19 protein-coding genes are annotated in these 18,534 nt (G+C 53.6%); 13 read left to right on the forward strand and 6 right to left on the reverse strand.

All coding sequences use genetic code 11. The annotated features are described in order from the left end of the window. Window positions 1–237: 237 nt before the first annotated feature. Together C7387_RS20420 and C7387_RS20425 are read left to right on the forward strand one after the other, a co-directional pair. Window positions 238–3,045 (forward strand): autotransporter outer membrane beta-barrel domain-containing protein, encoded by a 2,808-nt coding sequence (locus C7387_RS20420; RefSeq protein ID WP_120817373.1) that lies wholly within the window; start codon window positions 238–240, stop codon window positions 3,043–3,045. Between the two features lie 70 nt (window positions 3,046–3,115). Next, window positions 3,116–3,742: a helix-turn-helix domain-containing protein gene (locus tag C7387_RS20425; protein ID WP_120817374.1), complete on the forward strand. Its 627-nt coding sequence runs from the start codon at window positions 3,116–3,118 to the stop codon at window positions 3,740–3,742. 13 nt (window positions 3,743–3,755) lie between these two features. On the opposite strand, the gene ampH is transcribed toward C7387_RS20425, so the two are convergent. After that, window positions 3,756–4,913, reverse strand: coding sequence for a D-alanyl-D-alanine-carboxypeptidase/endopeptidase AmpH (gene ampH, locus C7387_RS20430; protein WP_038254185.1), 1,158 nt, complete (start codon window positions 4,911–4,913; stop codon window positions 3,756–3,758). A gap of 369 nt (window positions 4,914–5,282) precedes the next feature. Between ampH and sbmA the strand changes: the two genes are divergently transcribed. After that, entirely contained in the window at window positions 5,283–6,503 is a 1,221-nt protein-coding gene (gene sbmA / locus C7387_RS20435) for a peptide antibiotic transporter SbmA (RefSeq protein ID WP_006818717.1), read from the forward strand. 12 nt (window positions 6,504–6,515) lie between these two features. Further along, complete coding sequence (locus tag C7387_RS20440; protein WP_006818718.1) at window positions 6,516–7,613, forward strand: DUF1615 domain-containing protein; 1,098 nt, start codon at window positions 6,516–6,518, stop codon at window positions 7,611–7,613. On the opposite strand, the gene C7387_RS20445 is transcribed toward C7387_RS20440, so the two are convergent. After that, window positions 7,610–7,912, reverse strand: coding sequence for a DUF2755 family protein (locus C7387_RS20445; RefSeq protein WP_006818719.1), 303 nt, complete (start codon window positions 7,910–7,912; stop codon window positions 7,610–7,612). The genes C7387_RS20440 and C7387_RS20445 overlap by 4 nt on opposite strands. 221 nt (window positions 7,913–8,133) lie before the next feature. Between C7387_RS20445 and C7387_RS20450 the strand changes: the two genes are divergently transcribed. Beyond that, window positions 8,134–8,346, forward strand: coding sequence for a DUF2754 domain-containing protein (locus C7387_RS20450; protein WP_038254190.1), 213 nt, complete (start codon window positions 8,134–8,136; stop codon window positions 8,344–8,346). A gap of 17 nt (window positions 8,347–8,363) precedes the next feature. Here the strand turns inward: C7387_RS20450 and ddlA are convergent, their stop codons facing one another. Next, entirely contained in the window at window positions 8,364–9,458 is a 1,095-nt protein-coding gene (gene ddlA, locus C7387_RS20455; RefSeq protein ID WP_120817375.1) for a D-alanine--D-alanine ligase, read from the reverse strand. Window positions 9,459–9,601: 143 nt separating this feature from the next. Here ddlA and C7387_RS20460 point away from each other — a divergent pair, with 143 nt between their 5' ends. From C7387_RS20460 to C7387_RS20475, 4 genes are all read left to right on the forward strand, one after another. Further along, a complete protein-coding gene (locus C7387_RS20460) occupies window positions 9,602–10,801 on the forward strand; it encodes a multidrug efflux MFS transporter (protein WP_006818722.1) in 1,200 nt (399 codons plus the stop codon). 234 nt (window positions 10,802–11,035) lie between these two features. Beyond that, window positions 11,036–11,296 (forward strand): anti-adapter protein IraP, encoded by a 261-nt coding sequence (gene iraP / locus C7387_RS20465; protein WP_006818723.1) that lies wholly within the window; start codon window positions 11,036–11,038, stop codon window positions 11,294–11,296. A 73-nt stretch (window positions 11,297–11,369) separates the two neighbouring features. After that, a complete protein-coding gene (gene phoA, locus C7387_RS20470; protein ID WP_166791136.1) occupies window positions 11,370–12,800 on the forward strand; it encodes an alkaline phosphatase in 1,431 nt (476 codons plus the stop codon). A gap of 94 nt (window positions 12,801–12,894) precedes the next feature. Next, on the forward strand, window positions 12,895–13,242 hold the full coding sequence (locus tag C7387_RS20475; protein ID WP_006818725.1) for a PsiF family protein: 348 nt from the start codon (window positions 12,895–12,897) through the stop codon (window positions 13,240–13,242). 58 nt (window positions 13,243–13,300) lie between these two features. Here the strand turns inward: C7387_RS20475 and proC are convergent, their stop codons facing one another. Further along, window positions 13,301–14,110 (reverse strand): pyrroline-5-carboxylate reductase, encoded by an 810-nt coding sequence (gene proC / locus C7387_RS20480; protein ID WP_006818726.1) that lies wholly within the window; start codon window positions 14,108–14,110, stop codon window positions 13,301–13,303. Between the two features lie 76 nt (window positions 14,111–14,186). Between proC and C7387_RS20485 the strand changes: the two genes are divergently transcribed. After that, the gene (locus C7387_RS20485) at window positions 14,187–14,645 is read left to right on the forward strand and encodes a YaiI/YqxD family protein (protein WP_038254196.1); all 459 of its coding nucleotides are present in this window, start codon (window positions 14,187–14,189) and stop codon (window positions 14,643–14,645) included. On the opposite strand, the gene C7387_RS20490 is transcribed toward C7387_RS20485, so the two are convergent. Next, window positions 14,642–15,343, reverse strand: coding sequence for a DUF2076 domain-containing protein (locus C7387_RS20490; RefSeq protein ID WP_120817377.1), 702 nt, complete (start codon window positions 15,341–15,343; stop codon window positions 14,642–14,644). The genes C7387_RS20485 and C7387_RS20490 overlap by 4 nt on opposite strands. A 348-nt stretch (window positions 15,344–15,691) precedes the next feature. On the opposite strand from C7387_RS20490, the gene aroL reads away from it, so the two are divergent. The 3 genes from aroL (at window position 15,692) to ppnP (ending at window position 17,536) form a co-directional block, all read left to right on the forward strand. After that, entirely contained in the window at window positions 15,692–16,216 is a 525-nt protein-coding gene (aroL, locus tag C7387_RS20495; RefSeq protein ID WP_038254300.1) for a shikimate kinase AroL, read from the forward strand. Window positions 16,217–16,494: 278 nt separating this feature from the next. Continuing rightward, window positions 16,495–17,172, forward strand: a complete 678-nt coding sequence (locus tag C7387_RS20500) for an AroM family protein (protein ID WP_006818730.1) — start codon at window positions 16,495–16,497, stop codon at window positions 17,170–17,172. Between the two features lie 76 nt (window positions 17,173–17,248). After that, window positions 17,249–17,536, forward strand: coding sequence for a pyrimidine/purine nucleoside phosphorylase (gene ppnP / locus C7387_RS20505; RefSeq protein WP_006818731.1), 288 nt, complete (start codon window positions 17,249–17,251; stop codon window positions 17,534–17,536). 38 nt (window positions 17,537–17,574) lie between these two features. Here ppnP and rdgC read toward each other — a convergent pair whose 3' ends face one another. Then, complete coding sequence (rdgC, locus tag C7387_RS20510) at window positions 17,575–18,486, reverse strand: recombination-associated protein RdgC (protein ID WP_006818732.1); 912 nt, start codon at window positions 18,484–18,486, stop codon at window positions 17,575–17,577. Window positions 18,487–18,534: the final 48 nt, after the last annotated feature.

An 18,534-nucleotide genomic window follows, 5' to 3' on the forward strand; every position in this document is an offset into this window, starting at 1 on the left:
ATATTGTATTGGAACTACGTTGTTATATATTTCGTGGTGATATTTTCTTTTTAATTTATTGAATTTTAAATTGAATGATGCGCTGGCTGGTTATGTTCTTTTTTCAGTATTCGTCCGGATTCAAACTTATGCCAAAGATTTATTGAACTGTTTTGTAACCGGAACGCATAATTCCCTCCGCAATAAAATATTAATTGATGGACCAACTTATAATAAGTCCCTGAGGAGGGATGACTAATGCACTCCTGGAAAAAGAAACTAGCGGTATCTCAATTAGCAATGGCCTGTGCGCTGGCAATCGCTTCTCAGGCAAATGCGAGCACGGATATCTCCGGTACTGACTACACGACCTTTGTTCACTACAATGATGCCAGCTACGCTGATGGTGTCTACTATGACGGTTATGTTGGCTGGAATAACTACGCGACCGATAGTATTTATAATGGTGATATTTACCCCGTTATTAATAATTCTGTGGTGAATGGCGTTATCTCAACCTATTATCTTGATGACGGTCTTTCTACAAATAGTAATGCTAACAGTCTGAGTATCAGCAATAGCACCATTCACGGAATGATTACGTCACAATGTATGACCACTGACTGCACCAACCGCAGCGGTACGGATTATTATTACGACCGTCTGGCGCTGACGGTTGATAATTCCACGATCGACGATAATTACGAACACTATACCTATAACGGTACCTGGAATGATGCGCCGGATACCCACGTTGTTGATGTTTATAATCTCGGTACCGCGATTACCCTGGATCAGGAAGTAGACCTGAATATCCAGAATAACTCGCACGTGGCAGGGATTACGCTAACCCAGGGCTATGAGTGGCAGGATGTTGACGATAATACCGTTAGCACCGGCGTGAATAGCGGTGAAGTGTTTAATAACACCATTACCGTCAGTGACTCGGTAGTGACGTCGGGCTCCTGGTCCGATGAAGGGACCGAAGGCTGGTTTGGACGTTCCGACAGCGCCAGTGACTACGATGGCAAATCCTGGACCGCTGACGACGTCGCGCTGGCGGCGATCGCTGACCCGAATGCGGATAACGCGATGCAAACCACCGCGCTCTTCAGCAATTCGACCCTGACCGGCGACGTGGTGTTCTCGAGCAACTTCGACGAAAACTTCTTCCCGAACGGTGCCGACAGCTATCGCGACACCGACGGCGATAATGACACCAACGGCTGGGACGGCACCGATCGTCTGGATCTGACGCTGGATAACGCAAGCAAGTGGGTCGGCGCGGCGGTCTCCGTCCATCAGGTCGACAGTGACGGAGACGGTGTCTATGACAGCTTCGCCGCCGGAACTGAAGCCACCGCAACGCTGTACGATATCTCCGCCAACAGCCTGTGGCCAACCTCGACCTATGGTGTTGATAACGATAACACCGCATGGAGCGAAGGCAGCCACGTTGTCGGCAATGAGGTGTATCAGAGCGGTCTGTTCAATGTAACGCTGGACCACGGTTCAGAGTGGGATACGCGCAAATCTTCTCTCGTCGACACATTAACCGTCAGTAACGCCTCGCAGGTGAACGTTGAAAACTCAACGCTGGTGGCAGACAGCATCACGCTGAACAATGCGTCATCGCTGAATATTGGTGATACCGGCTATGTCGCGACAGACAGCGTTAACCTCAACAGTTACAGCTCCGCTACGTTGACGGAAGAAACCGCCGAGCTCTATGCGAATACCATCACCGTTGACGGTGGCGCTTCGCTCAACCTGGGTCTGGGCCAGATCGATACTGCGCAGCTGACCTTGACCAACGGCGGTACGTTTGACGTCGCAAGCCGCGATTATGTGCTGAACGGTAGCATGATCAATGGCCATACCAACGACACGACCCAGAGCAACTATGGCTACGGCGTAGTGGCGCTGAATTCCGATGGTCATCTGGCGGTCAACGGTGATGTTTCCGGTAATTACAAGGTGCGTATTGGTAACGCGACCGGCGAAGGCGCGGTGGCTGATTACAACGGCAATGAGCTGATTCGGGTTTATGACGATAACGCAGCTACTACTGCAACCTTCAGCGCGGCGAACCTCGCCGATCTTGGGGCTTACACCTATAAAGCGCAGCAGGAGGGCGACACTGTCGTTCTGCGTCAGGATCGTCTGACGGATTACGCTAACATGGCGCTGAGCATTCCTTCCGCTAACACCAATATCTGGAATCTGCAGCAGGATACGCTAACCAACCGCCTGAACAGCGCTCGTCATGGCTTCGACGATAACGGCGGCGTATGGGTGAGCTACTTCGGCGGTAACTTTGACGGCGATAATGGCACTATCCACTACGATCAGGACGTTAACGGCATTATGGTTGGCCTCGATACTAAAGTTGAGGGCAACAACGCACAGTGGATCGTCGGTGCCGCTGCCGGTCTTGCGAAAGGTGATATGAACGATCGTACCGGTCAGGTCGATCAGGATAGCCAGTCTGCTTATCTGTACTCCTCGGCGCACTTTGCCAACAACGTGTTCTTTGACAGCAACCTGAGCTATTCCCGCTTCAATAACGATTTGTCTGCCAATATGAGCAACGGCGACTATGTGGATGGTAACACCACGACCGATGCGTGGGGCTTTGGTCTGAAACTGGGCTACGACTACAAGTTCGACAATAACGGCTACGTGACGCCCTACGGCAGCATTTCTGGCCTGTTCCAGTCTGGCGACAGCTATCGTCTGAGCAATAATATGCGTGTAAATGGCCAGGATTATGACAGCCTGCGCTATGAGCTTGGTATGGATGCTGGTTATACCTTCAACTTCGGCGATCAGGCGATGACGCCGTACTTCAAGCTGGCGTACGTCTATGACGACTCCAGCAACGATGCCAACATCAACGGTGATTCCATTGATAACGGTGTTGAAGGATCGGCGGTGCGCGTCGGTGTGGGGAGCCAGTTCAGCTTCACCAAAAACTTCAGCGCCTATACCGGTGTGAACTACCTGGGCGGCGGCGATGTTGATCAAGACTGGGCTGCCAATGCTGGCGTGAAGTACACCTGGTAATCTGCCCGTAGCCTTCATGTTTGAATGCCCACCATGACTATGGTGGGCATTTTTATACGGACTGTCGTTTATGCCAAATCAATTAAAACCTCTGCAAGCATTTGAAGTCCTGAACCAACGTTTTCACATCCATGGCACCTCCTTTGACACCCGACGAGGCGAGGCGGTGTTATCCGCGGGGAAGCAGGTCGGTGGGCATACTATTTTTTTACTACAGGGCTGCGTTTCCCTGACGCGAAAAACCAACAATCTACTGCTTGGCTACGTTCAGGCTCCGTTCGTGACGGGGCTCGCCGCCGGGATAATAGAAAATCAGGAAGAGTACCTGATGGTGACGGAAAGTGCCTGCCACGGTTATTACCTGCCTGCGGAGGCTGCGGCAAGTCTTCTTGAACAACATCAACTCTGGCGTGAGGCCTTTCAGTGGCTGGCCTGGCAGGTGAGGGTGTTGCAAAAACGCGAGTGCCAGCTGGTAGGGAGTAACAGCTACAACCAAATTCGTGCCACCTTGCTCAGCATGACGGGCTGGGAGGAGTCGCTACGCGCGAGGGTCGGGGTGATGAACTACATTCAGCGCAGCACCCACATTTCACGTTCAGTGATTGCCGAAGTGCTTGCGGCACTGCGGGAGGGGGAATATATCCAGATGCACAAAGGCAAGCTGGTTGCGGTCAACCGCTTGCCTTCGGATTATTAACCGCCATGGTTTCTCAGGAAGCCGGTACCACGACGTTTTTGTTCGAGCTCAGCTCACTGACCAGGTTGTTGATGCCGTCGCTCATATTGACGAAACGGGTCTGTGCCGAGCGGGTCACTACCACGAAGGCGCCGACGTTGTGCTGTGGGATCATCGCCATATACGTGATAAACCCGCCGCCACCGCCGGTCTTTTGAATGATGCCCGGGTGCCCCTCTTTCGGCCCCATATAGACCCAGCCCATACCCAGCGCGTCGGCTTTGCCCGGCACGTCCATGCCGATAACCCGCGTCAGTTGATGACGCTGATAGATGAGGGTTTGCATCCGATCCGCCTGTGGCGAACGGGAGTAGAAATCGGAAGAGAGGAACTGCTGCATCCAGCGCATCATATCGCCAGGCGTGGAGTAAACGCCGCCGCTGCCGATAGCCGCCAGGGTGTTATTACACGGACTGGCGCCTTTCTCCGCCACCATCAGGCGTCGGCACTGATCCGGTGAAGGCGTGAAAGTGGTGTCTTTCATCCCAAGCGGACGGGTAATTTTCTCTTCGAACAGCTGCGTATAGGGTTTACCTGCGGCGCTGGAGAGCGCGTCGGCCAGCAGATCAAACGCCAGGTTTGAGTAGGCGGCCTGCGATCCCGGGGCGGCCTTCAGGCTGGCGGTGGTGAGCCAGTTCCAGCGCTGCGAATAGGTTGGCCAGACAAACACCGGACGGTGCGCCGCGCCGCCTGGCTGCTCGCGGGGCAGAGAACTGGTATGGGTCGCAAGATTCACCAGGGTAATAGGCGCACCGTTATAGGTTGGTACGCGTGTGCCCGGCGGGGCATATTTGCTGAGCGGATCGTTGAGCTTGACCGTGCCCTGATCCAGAAGCTTCACCAGCATTTCACTGGTCATCAGCTTGCTAAGAGAAGCGATACGGATAACCGAATCGAGCTGCGGGCGGACGTCGCTCCCGGGACGGGTTTCTCCGAAACTTCGGAATACGCGCTGATTACCATCAATCACCACGATTGCCATTCCCGTAGCGCCGCTGCCGTAATATATCAGGTTCGCGTATCGGTCGACGATATCAGCTGCAAAAACCGGGGAAGGCGATGTCTGGGCGGCATGAGCCACGGACAGGGCTGACGTTAACAGCGCAACGCTTAATAACAGACGACGTTTCAACGGGAGTATCCATGAATCTAAATAAAAAGATAATGTGTATTTATACTACTAACCGGCATGTTGCAAAGGGCCTTTCGCGCTAAACCATGAGGGAAAAACGTAACGATGGGTAAATATGTCTGTTTTTACTGCGGCGTGTTATCCATTTTGTGATCGAGCGCTTATTATAAGGGAAGCATTAAACTCCTTCTGGAAAGGCGCTTTCGTAGTATTTGTTTATAAATTAAACAATGAAATAAACATTCAACGAAACAATTATCCAGAAACAACCGGCGAACTATGTCGTTAAGATCCAGTCTGATTGAACGGTCTGGACGGACGTTTAGTCCACAGCAATAGCCAAAAATAAGAAGTTAGCAGGAGAGAACCATGTTCAAGTCTTTTTTCCCAAAGCCGGGGCCGTTTTTTCTTTCGGCGTTTATTTGGGCACTCATCGCCGTGGTGTTCTGGCAGGCCGGAGGAAGCGCGTTTTTTGAACGACTTTTCCACGCCAGTGATAAAGTTCCTATCAGCGCCGCGCGCTTCTGGTCAGCAAGTTATCTGCTGTTTTACGCTTATTACCTCATCTGCGTTGGCGCCTTTGCGCTGTTCTGGTTTATCCGCAGTCCGCATCGCTGGCAGTACTGGTCAATTCTCGGCTCCTCGCTGATTATCTTCGTCACCTGGTTTCTGGTGGAAGTCGGCGTCGCGGTCAACGCGTGGTACGCCCCGTTTTTTGACCTCATTCAGACCGCACTGAGCTCCCCGAATAAAATCCCTATCGATCGTTTTTATTCCGAGGTGGGCGTCTTCCTTGGGATCGCGCTTATCGCGGTGGTCGTTGGGGTACTGAACAACTTTTTCATCAGCCACTACGTGTTCCGCTGGCGCACGGCGATGAACGAACACTACATGGAACACTGGCAGAAGCTGCGCCATATCGAAGGGGCCGCGCAGCGTGTGCAGGAAGATACCATGCGCTTTGCTTCTACCCTTGAAGATATGGGCGTGAGCTTTATTCAGGCGGTCATGACCCTGATTGCTTTCCTTCCGGTACTGGTGGCGCTGTCGCCGCACGTACCGGAACTGCCGATTGTCGGACATGTCCCTTATGGCCTGGTCATTGCGGCTATCGTCTGGTCTCTGATGGGGACCGGGATGCTGGCGGTGGTTGGGATCAAGCTGCCGGGTCTGGCCTTTAAAAATCAGCGCGTAGAAGCCGCCTATCGTAAAGAGCTGGTTTATGGTGAAGACGATGCGGCTCGCGCTACGCCGCCGACGGTGCGCGAGCTGTTCAGCGCTGTTCGTCAGAACTATTTCCGTCTTTACTTCCACTACATGTACTTCAACATTGCCCGCATTCTCTATCTGCAGGTAGACAACGTTTTCGGCGTTTTCTTGCTTTTCCCGTCGATTGCAGCAGGTACTATTACGCTGGGACTGATGCAGCAGATAACCAACGCCTTCGGGCAGGTTCGCGGTTCGTTCCAGTACCTGATTAGCTCCTGGACGACGTTGGTTGAGCTGATGTCGATTTACAAACGTCTGCGCAGCTTTGAGCGTGAACTGGATAATCAGGATTTGCAGGAAGTCACCCAAACCTCTCAATAACAGGGAAGCAGAATGGCCGTACCACGTTTGTTGATCCCCTCGCTGACGGTGCTCGCGGGGTTGGTGCTTAGCGCCTGTAGCAGTAAAACTCCCGCTCTGAAAGAAGGGGAGAAGGCTATCGACGTGGCGAGCGTGGTGCGCCAGAAAATGCCTTCGACCGTTAAAGACCGCGAGCTCTGGGCACAGAGCATCGCCGAAACCTTTGCCAGCCAGAAAATTGCGCCGACCGAAGAGAACGTCTGTTCGGTGCTGGCGGTGGCGCAGCAGGAGTCGAACTATCAGGCCGATCCGGCGGTGCCGGGGCTCAGTAAAATTGCCTGGCAGGAGATAGACAAGCGCGCAGAGCGGATGCACGTCCCGGTTTTCCTCGTGCATACCGCGCTGAAGCTCAAATCTCCGAACGGCAAAACCTACAGCGAACGGCTGGATACCGTGAAAACGGAGAAACAGCTGAGCGCCATTTTTGACGATTTCATCGGGATGGTGCCGATGGGGCAAACCCTGTTTGGTTCACTGAACCCGGTGCATACCGGTGGGCCAATGCAGGTGAGTATCGCCTTTGCACAAGCGCATAAAGACGGTTACCCGTGGAAAATGACCGGGACGGTGCGCCAGGAAGTCTTTACCCTGCGCGGCGGCGTGTGGTTCGGGACCCGTCATCTGCTGAATTACCCGGCAAACTACCCGGAGCCGCTTTACCGCTTTGCTGATTTTAACGCTGGCTGGTACGCCAGCCGAAATGCCGCATTCCAGAGTGCGGTGAGTCGGGCGAGCGGCGTAAAGCTGGCGCTTGATGGCGACCTGATTCGTTACGACAGCGATGAACCCGGCACGACCGAAATGGCGGTGCGCAAGCTCGCGCCGAAGCTCGGAATAAGCGATAGCGACATTCATCGCCAACTGGCGAAGGGTGACAGTCTGGAGTTTGAGAAGACGGCGGTGTATCAGAAGGTGTATGCGCTCGCCGAGGCGAAAAGTGGTAAAGCGTTGCCGCGACAGATCTTACCGGGAATTCAGTTAGAGAGCCCGAAGATCACCCGTAACCTCACCACCGCGTGGTTCGCAAAACGGGTTGACGAGCGTCGGGCTCGCTGTATGGCGCAGAATTAGTGATGACGGCGCCAGCGCGCGATGAGCATCACTAACGCCAGCACTGCGCATCCTGCAAGAAACGGCACCAGGCCAAACAAGGTGCTGACCCCGGGGCCCATTTCAATGCGTGGGCGACCGCTGTCCTGCATCTGCATCAGATGCTCATAGACGCCAGGTGCGTGAACCAACAGGTTCAGCAGCTGCGCGCCGGCCCAAAAGCAGAATAGAACGAAGAGCGCATAGGCAATATTACCTGGCGCAGAAGAGGTCCTTTTCTTCCCACTGATAATGGGTTTCGACATCGTAAAATCTGTCATAAAAGCCTCCCGGACATTCTGGCTTCCTGCCTGCTGAAGATGGCTGTAGTGTGGCAGTGCAAGGCGAATGTCAATATCGGAATAGTGGTAATTTCCGTTAAGGATTGCTCCTAATTTTGCGAAACTTGCATAGCATCACAATTGCGTTGCCTTAGTGTAAACGGACGTTGCGGCGGCACGCGGATGTGTGATGATAGGGTTTTCCTGCTTCTGGAGTGGTCATGAATCTGCCTTTAAAAATACGCCGTGACTGGCATTACTATGCCTTTGCGATTGGGCTTATCTTCATTCTTAACGGCGTGGTCGGACTGCTCGGTTTTGAAGCCAAAGGGTGGCAAACCTACGCGGTAGGGCTGGTGACCTGGGTGATTAGCTTTTGGCTGGCGGGGTTTATCATTCGCCGCCGTCCCGAGGCTGAGACGGCGGAAAAGTAAATCTTATACCTGAACGGCTACATTGAGGTTTTCAGCGCGTTATCAGCGCGGTGGCGTTCGAGCGCCAGCTCAATCAGACGGGTGATGAGCGAGGTGTAATCCAGACCGCTCGCCTGCCACAGTTTGGGATACATGCTGATGTTAGTAAAACCAGGCAGCGTATTGATTTCGTTGATGATAACGTCGTCGTCTTCGGTTAAGAACACGTCAACGCGCGCCATACCACTGCAGCCCAGCGTCTGATAGGCCTGTACGGCGATGGCGCGCACTTTGTCATTCACCGCGCTATCGATATCCGCCGGGATCACCACGCGAGCACCGTTGTCATCAATGTACTTGGTGTCGTAGGCGTAGAATTCGCTGTTCAGCACAATCTCACCGCAGGTGCTGGCTTCCGGGAAGTCATTACCCAGTACCGCACACTCAATTTCACGGCCCTTAATTCCTTTCTCAACCACCACTTTGTGGTCAAACTCGAACGCCAGCGCCACGGCGGTATGATACTGCGCTTCGCTGGTGACTTTGCTGACGCCAACGGAAGACCCCTGGTTTGCCGGTTTCACAAACAGCGGCAGGCCGAGGCGGGATTCGATATCGGCAAAGCTGATTTTATCGCGGTTGGCGCGGGTCAGCGTGACAAACGGCGCAATCGCCAGACCGGCGTCGCGCAGCAGACGTTTAGTCACGTCTTTGTCCATGCAGGCGGCGGAGCCCAGCACGTCGGAGCCGACGTATGGCAGGTTGGCCATGCGCAGCATGCCCTGCAGGGAACCATCTTCGCCAAGCGTACCGTGGACGATCGGGAAGATAACATCAATGCCCGGCAGCGGCTGGCCGTTACCGGCATCGATCAGCTGTTGGGACACTTTGCCTGGCACCTGAGCCAGCGTTACGTCGGAAGGGCGCAGCGCGATACGTGCCGGGTCATTGGCGTTGAGCAGGTAGCTGCTGGCATCGTTAATGTGCCACTGGCCCTGCTTATCAATTCCCAACAGGGTCACGTCAAACTTTGTTTTATCGATTGCTTCAACGATGTTTTTCGCCGACTGCAACGACACCTCGTGTTCTGCTGATTTACCGCCAAAAACAATGCCCACCCGCAACTTAGCCATCTCAACTACCATCCGTCTAAAATTCCAAAACACATAACATACCACGTCAATTTCAGTGTATCTGCCATAATCTTTTACTTCTGGCCACGTTGAAATTTGATAAGCTGGCTAACAAATTTAGCATCTGAATAAATTGCGCAGTTATGGAATCCTGGAAGGTTAATCTCATCTCGGTCTGGTTTGGTTGTTTCTTCACCGGGCTTGCTATCAGCCAAATTTTGCCGTTTCTCCCGCTCTATGTCTCACAGCTTGGCGTGACTTCGCATGAAGCGTTGTCGATGTGGTCGGGGCTGACCTTCAGCGTCACGTTCCTGGTTTCCGCGATCGTTTCGCCGATGTGGGGCAGCCTGGCAGACCGCAAAGGCCGCAAGCTGATGCTGCTGCGCGCGTCCCTCGGTATGGCTATCGCCATTCTGCTGCAGGCCTTTGCCACCAACGTCTGGCAGCTGTTTATTCTGCGGGCGGTGATGGGGCTGACCTCTGGGTATATTCCAAACGCCATGGCGCTGGTGGCCTCGCAGGTGCCGCGCGAGCGCAGCGGCTGGGCGCTCAGCACGTTATCGACGGCACAAATTAGCGGCGTTATCGGTGGGCCGCTGCTCGGCGGTTTCCTCGCCGACCACGTCGGGCTCAGGGCGGTTTTCTTCATTACTGCATTTCTGCTGACCGTGAGCTTCCTGGTGACGCTGTTTCTGATTAAAGAGGGCGGGCGGCCTAAGGTTTCGAAGGCGGAACGGCTTAGCGGTAAAGCGGTATTTGCTTCCCTGCCGTATCCAGGTCTGGTGATTAGCCTTTTCGTGACCACCATGGTCATTCAAATGTGCAACGGATCTATTGGCCCGATTCTGGCGTTGTTTATTAAATCAATGGCGCCAGACAGCAACAATATTGCCTTTTTAAGCGGCATGATTGCCGCGGTACCGGGTATCTCGGCACTTATCTCTGCGCCAAAACTGGGCAAGCTGGGCGATCGCATCGGTACTGCCAGGATCCTGCTGGCGACGCTGTGCTGCGCGGTGGTGATGTTCTTTGCCATGTCGTTTGTCACTTCGCCGCTGCAGCTGGGGATCCTGCGGTTTCTGCTTGGCTTTGCCGATGGCGCGATGCTACCGGCGGTACAAACGTTATTGCTTAAATATTCCAGCGATCAGGTCACCGGGCGGATCTTTGGTTATAACCAGTCGTTTATGTACCTCGGAAATGTCGCTGGACCGCTTATTGGTGCCTCGGTATCCGCTATGGCCGGTTTCCGTTGGGTATTTGTCGCTACGGCTATCGTGGTGCTGATAAATGTCATTCAGCTGAGCTTTGCATTACGCCAGCAGCGGCTCACAAAAGCCTGATGCTTACTGGCAGCAATAAATTAATTGCTGCCAGATATATACTATATCGTAATTATCGGCGCTTTGTGTTTACCCGACAATTAGCACAGTATTGCCTGCGAAGTATCATAAAAACGTTTCGCTGACTTTTTTATTTGCATTTTTTTATTTTTTATAAAAATAATACCGGTTCACGCCAGGAATTATCGGGCCATACCGCTTACGTCAATGAACGTCTGATAAGGATATAGCGCCATGAAAAATCTGATCGCGGAATTGCTGTTAAAGCTTGCCGAAAAGGAAGAAGAGTCAAAGGAGCTGGTGGCACAGGTTGAGGCTCTGGAAATTGTGGTGACGGCGCTGCTCCGGCATATGCGTCAGGATGAACAGCAGACGCTGATTAGTGATATTGAATCTGCTATGGATCAGGTGAAGCCGCAGACTCAGGTCTCTGACCGCGATAGCGAATTGCTGCAGCAATATATAAAAAAGCTATTACGGCATCCGCGTAGCTAAACGCTTACCCCGCCATCGCGGGTGCTGTCATAAGAGTGTCATCTGGCTTTTATAAAGTCTCTCTGTTTATTACATGGAGAAGATAAAAGTGAAACATTCCGCCTTATTTATTGCCTTATTACCTCTGTTTTCTGCCCCTGTATTCAGCGCTGATGCCCCGGTTTCCGTGGGGCTTGAAAGTCGTGCCGCCCAGGGCGATATCACCGCGCCTGGTGGTGCCCGTCGTTTATCTGGTGACCAGACTGAAGCATTGCGCGCTTCAATTAGCGAGCGTCCAGCCAAAAATATTATTCTGCTGATTGGCGACGGAATGGGGGATTCGGAAATAACGGCGGCGCGAAATTATGCTGAAGGGGCGGGCGGATATTTTAAAGGGATTGATGCACTGCCGCTCACCGGTCAGTACACCCACTATGCGCTGGATAAAAAAACCGGTAAGCCGGATTACGTGACGGATTCTGCCGCCTCGGCAACCGCCTGGAGTACCGGAGTAAAAACCTATAACGGCGCGCTGGGCGTTGATATTCACGAAAAAGACCACGTGACCATCCTCGAAATGGCGAAGGCGGCGGGGCTGAAAACCGGTAACGTTTCAACCGCCGAACTGCAGGATGCCACCCCGGCGGCGCTGGTCTCTCATGTGACCTCACGTAAATGCTATGGCCCAAGCGTAACCAGTGAAAAATGCCCGAGCAATGCGCTGGAGAAGGGCGGTAAAGGCTCGATTACCGAGCAACTGCTGAATGTGCGTCCTGATGTCACGTTAGGTGGCGGCGCGAAAACCTTCGCCGAAACGGCGACGGCAGGTGACTGGGCGGGGAAAACCCTGCGTGAGCAGGCGCAGGCTCGCGGCTATCAGCTGGTTGATAACGCCCAGACGCTGGCGGCCATCACCGATGCTAACCAGGACAAACCGCTGCTCGGGCTGTTTTCTGACGGCAACATGCCGGTCCGCTGGGAAGGGCCAAAAGCCTCTTACCACGGCAACATCGATAAAGCTGCCGTCACCTGTACGCCAAACCCGAAACGCGATGCCAGCGTACCGACGCTTGCCCAGATGACCGAGAAGGCTATCTCACTGCTTAGTAACGGCGAGAAAGGTTTCTTCCTGCAGGTAGAAGGCGCGTCTATTGATAAACAAGACCACGCGGCAAACCCATGTGGCCAGATTGGCGAAACTGTCGACCTCGATGAGGCGGTACAGAAAGCGCTGGAATTTGCCAAAAAAGATGGCAACACGCTGGTTATCGTGACCGCTGACCACGCCCACGCCAGCCAGATTATTCCGCCGGAAACTAAAGCTCCGGGCCTGACCCAGGCGCTGAACACCAAAGACGGCGCGGTAATGGTGATGAGCTACGGTAACTCGGAAGAAGAGTCCATGGAGCATACCGGCACGCAGCTGCGCATTGCGGCTTACGGCCCGCAGGCGGCAAACGTAGTGGGATTAACCGATCAGACCGATCTGTTCTTCACCATGAAAAATGCGCTGGGTTTGAAATAATCCTCTGACCCGACAGGAAAATCGTGCCTGTCGGGTGGTTTTTTTCCCATAAACGTCCAGAATTAACGGGAATAACTTATAAAAGGATTGTGCTATGAAAATGATGTTACTGGCAGCTCTGTTGGTTGGGATGACAGGTATGGCTACTGCGCAAGCGGCGCAAACCACCGCCGCGGCACCTGCGGCGGCGGAGAAGACGATGACCCCGCAGCAGCAGCGCATGACCAGCTGTAACCAGCAGGCGACGGCGAAAAGCATGAAGGGTGATGAGCGTAAGACGTATATGAGCAACTGCCTGAAAAATGGCTCCTCTCCGTCTAACGAAAAAAGCCTGACCCCGCAGCAGCAAAAGATGGGCACCTGTAACGCAGAAGCTTCCAAAAAAGCTCTGAAAGGTGATGCGCGTAAGACCTTTATGAGCGACTGTCTGAAGAAAAAATAAGCCAGACGCTAAAAACGGGTGAAGCCAGCTGACTTCACCCGTTTTTTTTGGGCACGAATCAGGACTTGCTGAGCTTTTCCGATTTTTCCATGCATTTGGTCATCGCTTCGATAACCGCAGAACGGAATCCTCTCTCTTCCAGCACGCGCACGGCTTCAATCGTGGTACCGGCAGGGGAGCAGACCATATCCTTCAGCTCACCCGGATGCTTACCGGTTTCCAGCACCATTTTGGCCGATCCCATCACCGCCTGAGCGGCAAATTTATAGGCCTGCGCCCGCGGCATTCCGCCCAGCACCGCCGCGTCTGCCATCGCTTCAATAAACATAAACACGTAGGCTGGCGCTGAACCACTGACGCCCACCACTGGGTGGATCATCGGCTCGGCAATGACTTCGGCTTCACCAAAGCAGCGGAAAATGTTCAGCACGTCAGCGATGTCTTCCGTGGTGACCAGCGCGTTTGGCGTCACCGAGGTCATCCCGGCGTTCACTAAAGATGGGGTGTTCGGCATGGCGCGTACGATTTTACGATCGTGTCCCAACGCACGTGCCAGCTGTTCCAGTGTAACCCCGGCGGCAATGGAGACCACCAGAGAGTCTTTATTCAGGCTGGAGGCGATGTCGCTCAGCACTTTAACCATAATACCCGGCTTTACCGCACCGAAGACGATGTCGGCTACCTGTGCGACTTCCTGCGCGCTTTCCGCCGGGTTGATACCGTATTCCTGCTGGAGCGCTGCGACCTTATCCGGTGATGGGGTATAGACCCAGATCTGACCCGGCAGCACCTGACCGCTGGCAATGAGCCCGCCGAGAATCGCTTTCCCCATATTCCCGCAGCCGATAAAACCGATCTTCTTGTCCATCTCGTTCTCCCTCAGCTCGTTGTTCTGTATTATTCAGGATATAGCTTATCATGTTGTGCAGAAATCAGAGGTTACCATGTCAATCTGGGTAGATGCGGACGCGTGTCCGAACGTCATTAAAGAAATTCTCTTTCGCGCCGCCGACAGGGCGCAGATACCGATGACGCTGGTCGCTAACCAGAATATACGCGTTCCTCCTTCACGATTTATCCGTTCAATGCGCGTACCTGCCGGGTTTGACGTTGCCGATAACGAAATTGTGCGCCTTTGCGAAGCGGGCGATCTGGTGATCACCGCGGATATACCGCTGGCGGCAGAAGTACTGGCTAAGGGAGGCGTTGCGCTGAATCCGCGGGGTGAGCGCTACAGTGAAGCGACCATTCGTGAGCGGCTGACGATGCGTGATTTCATGGATACGCTGCGGGCCAGCGGTATTCAGACCGGTGGCCCGGACAGTTTGTCCCAGCGCGACAGACAACAGTTTGCTGCCGAGCTGGAAAAGTGGCTGCTGCAGGTGAAACGCCAGCAGGGTTAAACCCAGCTGTCGTCATCGTTGCTGTAGTCGTCACCACCAAAATCATTGTTGTCGAAGAACGAGTCGTCCTGGCCGTTATCGTTTTGCGCCCAGGTCTGACTGTCGTCGTTCTGGAAGTTGTTATCCGCCGCTTGTGCGGTATCGGTCTGCGGCGTTTGCTGCGGTTCTTCGATGATGTTGACTATCTCCTGCGGATGCGAGCCGCCGAACATATTCATCAGCACATTACCCAGCACCACCCCGCCGGCCACACCGGCTGCGGTTTGCAGAGCACCCGCCATAAAACCGCTGCCACCGCGCGCAGGGGCATAGTTCTGGCCCATCGGCGCGGCGTTTTGCGCACGCTGGCCATATTGCTGTGCGTATTGATCTGCTCCTGGGATCGGATCCGCTACGCGAGGCTGCGGGCTGGCATTACTGCCGCCAAAAAGACCGGCCAGGAAGCCACCGCTACTCTGTTTTGCGGACTGAAGCTGCGAGACTTCGCTTTCCAGCGCCTGAATACGATCGTTGAGCTGCTTAATGGCAGCTTCCTGAATCAGGATAGTCTGCGCCATATAGTACGGCGCCGCAGGTTGCGCATTCACATGTTGCGCAATAACGCCCTCGGCTGTAGCATCGCGCGGTGCGCTGTTAGCCTCGGCTTGTTTCAGTCGTGAAAACAGCCCATCAATAAGGCGTTGCTCTTCAGATTGCATGGTACATCCCTCTGTAACAGTGTGAATCTACCTTTGTAGTTTGTCTGAATTATTCGCCGTGTAAATGTGTTGAGCGTAAAGCTACGCATAAATGTGTTACCGATTGCAGCAGACAGAAGCTTGTCAAAAGGTAATTGTTTAATGTAAGGTTGGCGCAACACTGAGTGACATAAAAACTTTACACTCTTTCTGGCGCTCATAGCGCTATTTGTGAACCACTTTAATCAGCAATGAAGCAGTGTTGTAACCGTTTATTGACACGTTGCGATGTACTCGCTTGATGGTACACTATTCTTTGAACGTATGTTCCGCACATTGCGGTACCAGGGGGATCCCCAGGTTATGGTTATGACTCAACCTATTTTTCTTATTGGCGCCCGCGGTTGCGGGAAAACGACCGTTGGCGAAGCGCTCACTCGCGCCTGTGGTTTTGCCTTTGTCGATACCGATCAGGTTTTACAGGCACGTGCGCAGATGTCCGTGGCGGATATCGTGACGCAGGAGGGCTGGGAGGGTTTCCGGGCACGGGAAACGGCAACCTTACAGTCGGTCACTCATCCTTCCACCGTGATTGCGACCGGCGGCGGAATTATTCTGGCGGCCTGTAATCGGGAGTTTATGCGCAGTCACGGGGTTGTCATTTACCTGAAAGCGGCGGTTTCTGTGCTTTCCGGAAGGCTGGAGGCGTTTCCAGAAGATGCGCAACGCCCAACGCTCACCGGCAAGCCGATCAGTGAAGAGGTGCGTGAAGTGCTGGCGCAGCGCGATGCGCTGTACCGCGAAACGGCGCACCATATTGTTGATGCCTCCGGCTCGCCAGAGCAGGTGGTGAATGAGATCCTGACCGCACTGCAGGTCGCCCGCGCCAGTTAATACCTTTCTATGCCCCGCAGGCTTTGTGGGGCCTTCAGGCTGTTTTTTCCTTCGCTTCGGCAAACTTTCTACCTTCATCACACTTTTGACTTAATTAAAGTGTTAATGAAAGGTTAATATGAAGATATATCATGGGCGTTTGGGAAGCATTTGGAATCTTTACATATCGGAGGACGATGCAGCTGCTACGCTTTTGAACGGTTGTATTTTTGCCATCAGGGGGGCGGGAGTCAGCGGTAGCCTGTTGTTGAAGCAGTCGTAGTGAGAAGGTACATAACATGAGTGCAAGTCTGGCGATCCTGACGATTGGCGTGGTGCCAGTCAGTGAATCAATGCCGTTTTTAACTGAGCATATCAGGGAAGACCAAATCACCCATATTAGTCTGTTGGGGAAGATGGCGCGTGACGACGTTATGGAAGATTACGCGGTAGAACCCGGTGAGGAGACGATTCTGACGCTTCTCAATGACAACGACCTTGCCCAGGTCTCAAGAATGAAGGTCGAGCGCGATCTGCAGGCCGTGATTGAGGTCCTCGACAACCAGGATTACGACGTGATCCTGTTCATGAGCACTGCCCCTATCCGCGGGCTGGTGGCACACAACGCCATACTTCTGGAACCTTTACGGATTATCCCACCGCTGGTGGCCTCTATTGTTGACGGACATCAGGTGGGGGTCATGGTGCCGGCAGAGGAACTTATCCCTTCGCAACAGCAAAAATGGCAGACCCTTGAGCATACGCCGCACTATGCGCTTGCCAACCCACGGGAGGACAGCGATGCGCATTTTGTTGCGGCTGGTCGCGAGTTGATTGCGCGCGGTGCTGATGTCTTAATGCTCGACTGTATGGGCTATAGCCAAAAGCATCGTGATCTATTGCAAAAGACGCTGGATGTCCCGGTTTTACTGTCGAACATGCTGGTGGCCCGGCTGGCCTCTGAGCTGCTGGTTTAAGCAATAATATTGCGTGACAGCGGTCGTCACTGCCCCCTATATTGAAGGCTAACCATATGAAAAAAAGGGCCAGTCTATGCTTCAGAGTAACGAATACTTTTCCGGTAAAGTGAAGTCTATCGGGTTTACCAGCAGCAGCACGGGCAAAGCCAGCGTAGGGGTTATGGAAGAGGGTGAATACACCTTCAGTACCGCACAACCGGAAGAGATGACGGTGGTCAGCGGCGCGTTAAACGTTTTACTGCCGGGGGAAACGGAGTGGAAGGTGTATAACGCGGGTCAGAGTTTTAACGTACCTGGCAGCAGCGAGTTTCATCTGCAGGTTGCAGAGCCGACCTCTTATCTCTGCCGTTATCTGAAATAAAAAACCCGGCAATCGCCGGGTTTTTTATTCTAAGCTGCTTAGCGCTGGGCTTCGCCGCCCAGCCCTTCAACCAGACTCTTAATCAACGCTGCCAGTTCACCGGTCATCAGGATGAAATCGGCATCAAAGCGTTGGGCAAAGTCTTCGCGGTCAATATCTTCGTTCTGATCGCGCAGTTCGTCGCTGAACTTCAGGCGCTTCAGGGAGCCGTCGTCGCAAAGCATAAACTGAATGCGCTGCTGCCAGTCGAGAGCAAGCTTGGTGACCACTTTCCCGGCCTCAATGTGCACCGCAATTTCGTCGCTGACCAGATCCTGTTTCTTGGCGCGGATAACGCCGCCGTCTTCAAGAATCGCCTTCAGCTCGGCTTCATCCAGCAGCTGGAAGCCCTGGGCAACGTCGCCAGAGCGTACCCATTCGGTCAGCGTCAGCTCAATTGGGTTCTCCATCGCCAGCGGCACGACCGGCAGTGAGCCGAGCGTTTTACGCAGCAGCGCCAGGGTGTCTTCCGCTTTTTTAGCGCTTGCACAGTCCACCATGATGAGGCCATTGACGGTGTCAATCCACATCATGGTCTGGCTGAAGCGGCTGAACGCGCGCGGCAGCAGAGAATGCAGCACTTCGTCTTTCAGGGCGTCTTTTTCGGTCTTTTTCAGTTTACGGCCCTGTTCGCCTTCCAGCTTGAAAATCTTGGCTTCCAGCGCCTGCTTAACGACCGGAGAAGGCAGAATTTTCTCTTCTTTGCGTGCGCAAATGATGATTTGCCCGTTGGCTTCGTGGGTCAGCGCATCGCTGTGTGAGCCCATCGGCGGTACCCAACCGGTTTTCGCCATATCCTGACTACCGCACGGGGTGAATGTCAGCCCGGCTAACTGTTTTTCCATCTCTTCAACGCGCAGGGTGATGTCGCGGCTGAGACGGTAAACCATTAAATTTTTGAACCACAGCATGATATTTTTCCACGGCTTTGTCGTTAAATCCTGCGGGCATGATAGCGA

Origin of the sequence: Yokenella regensburgei (assembly GCF_003634235.1) — a bacterium.
Classification (GTDB): Bacteria; Pseudomonadota; Gammaproteobacteria; order Enterobacterales; family Enterobacteriaceae; genus Yokenella; species Yokenella regensburgei.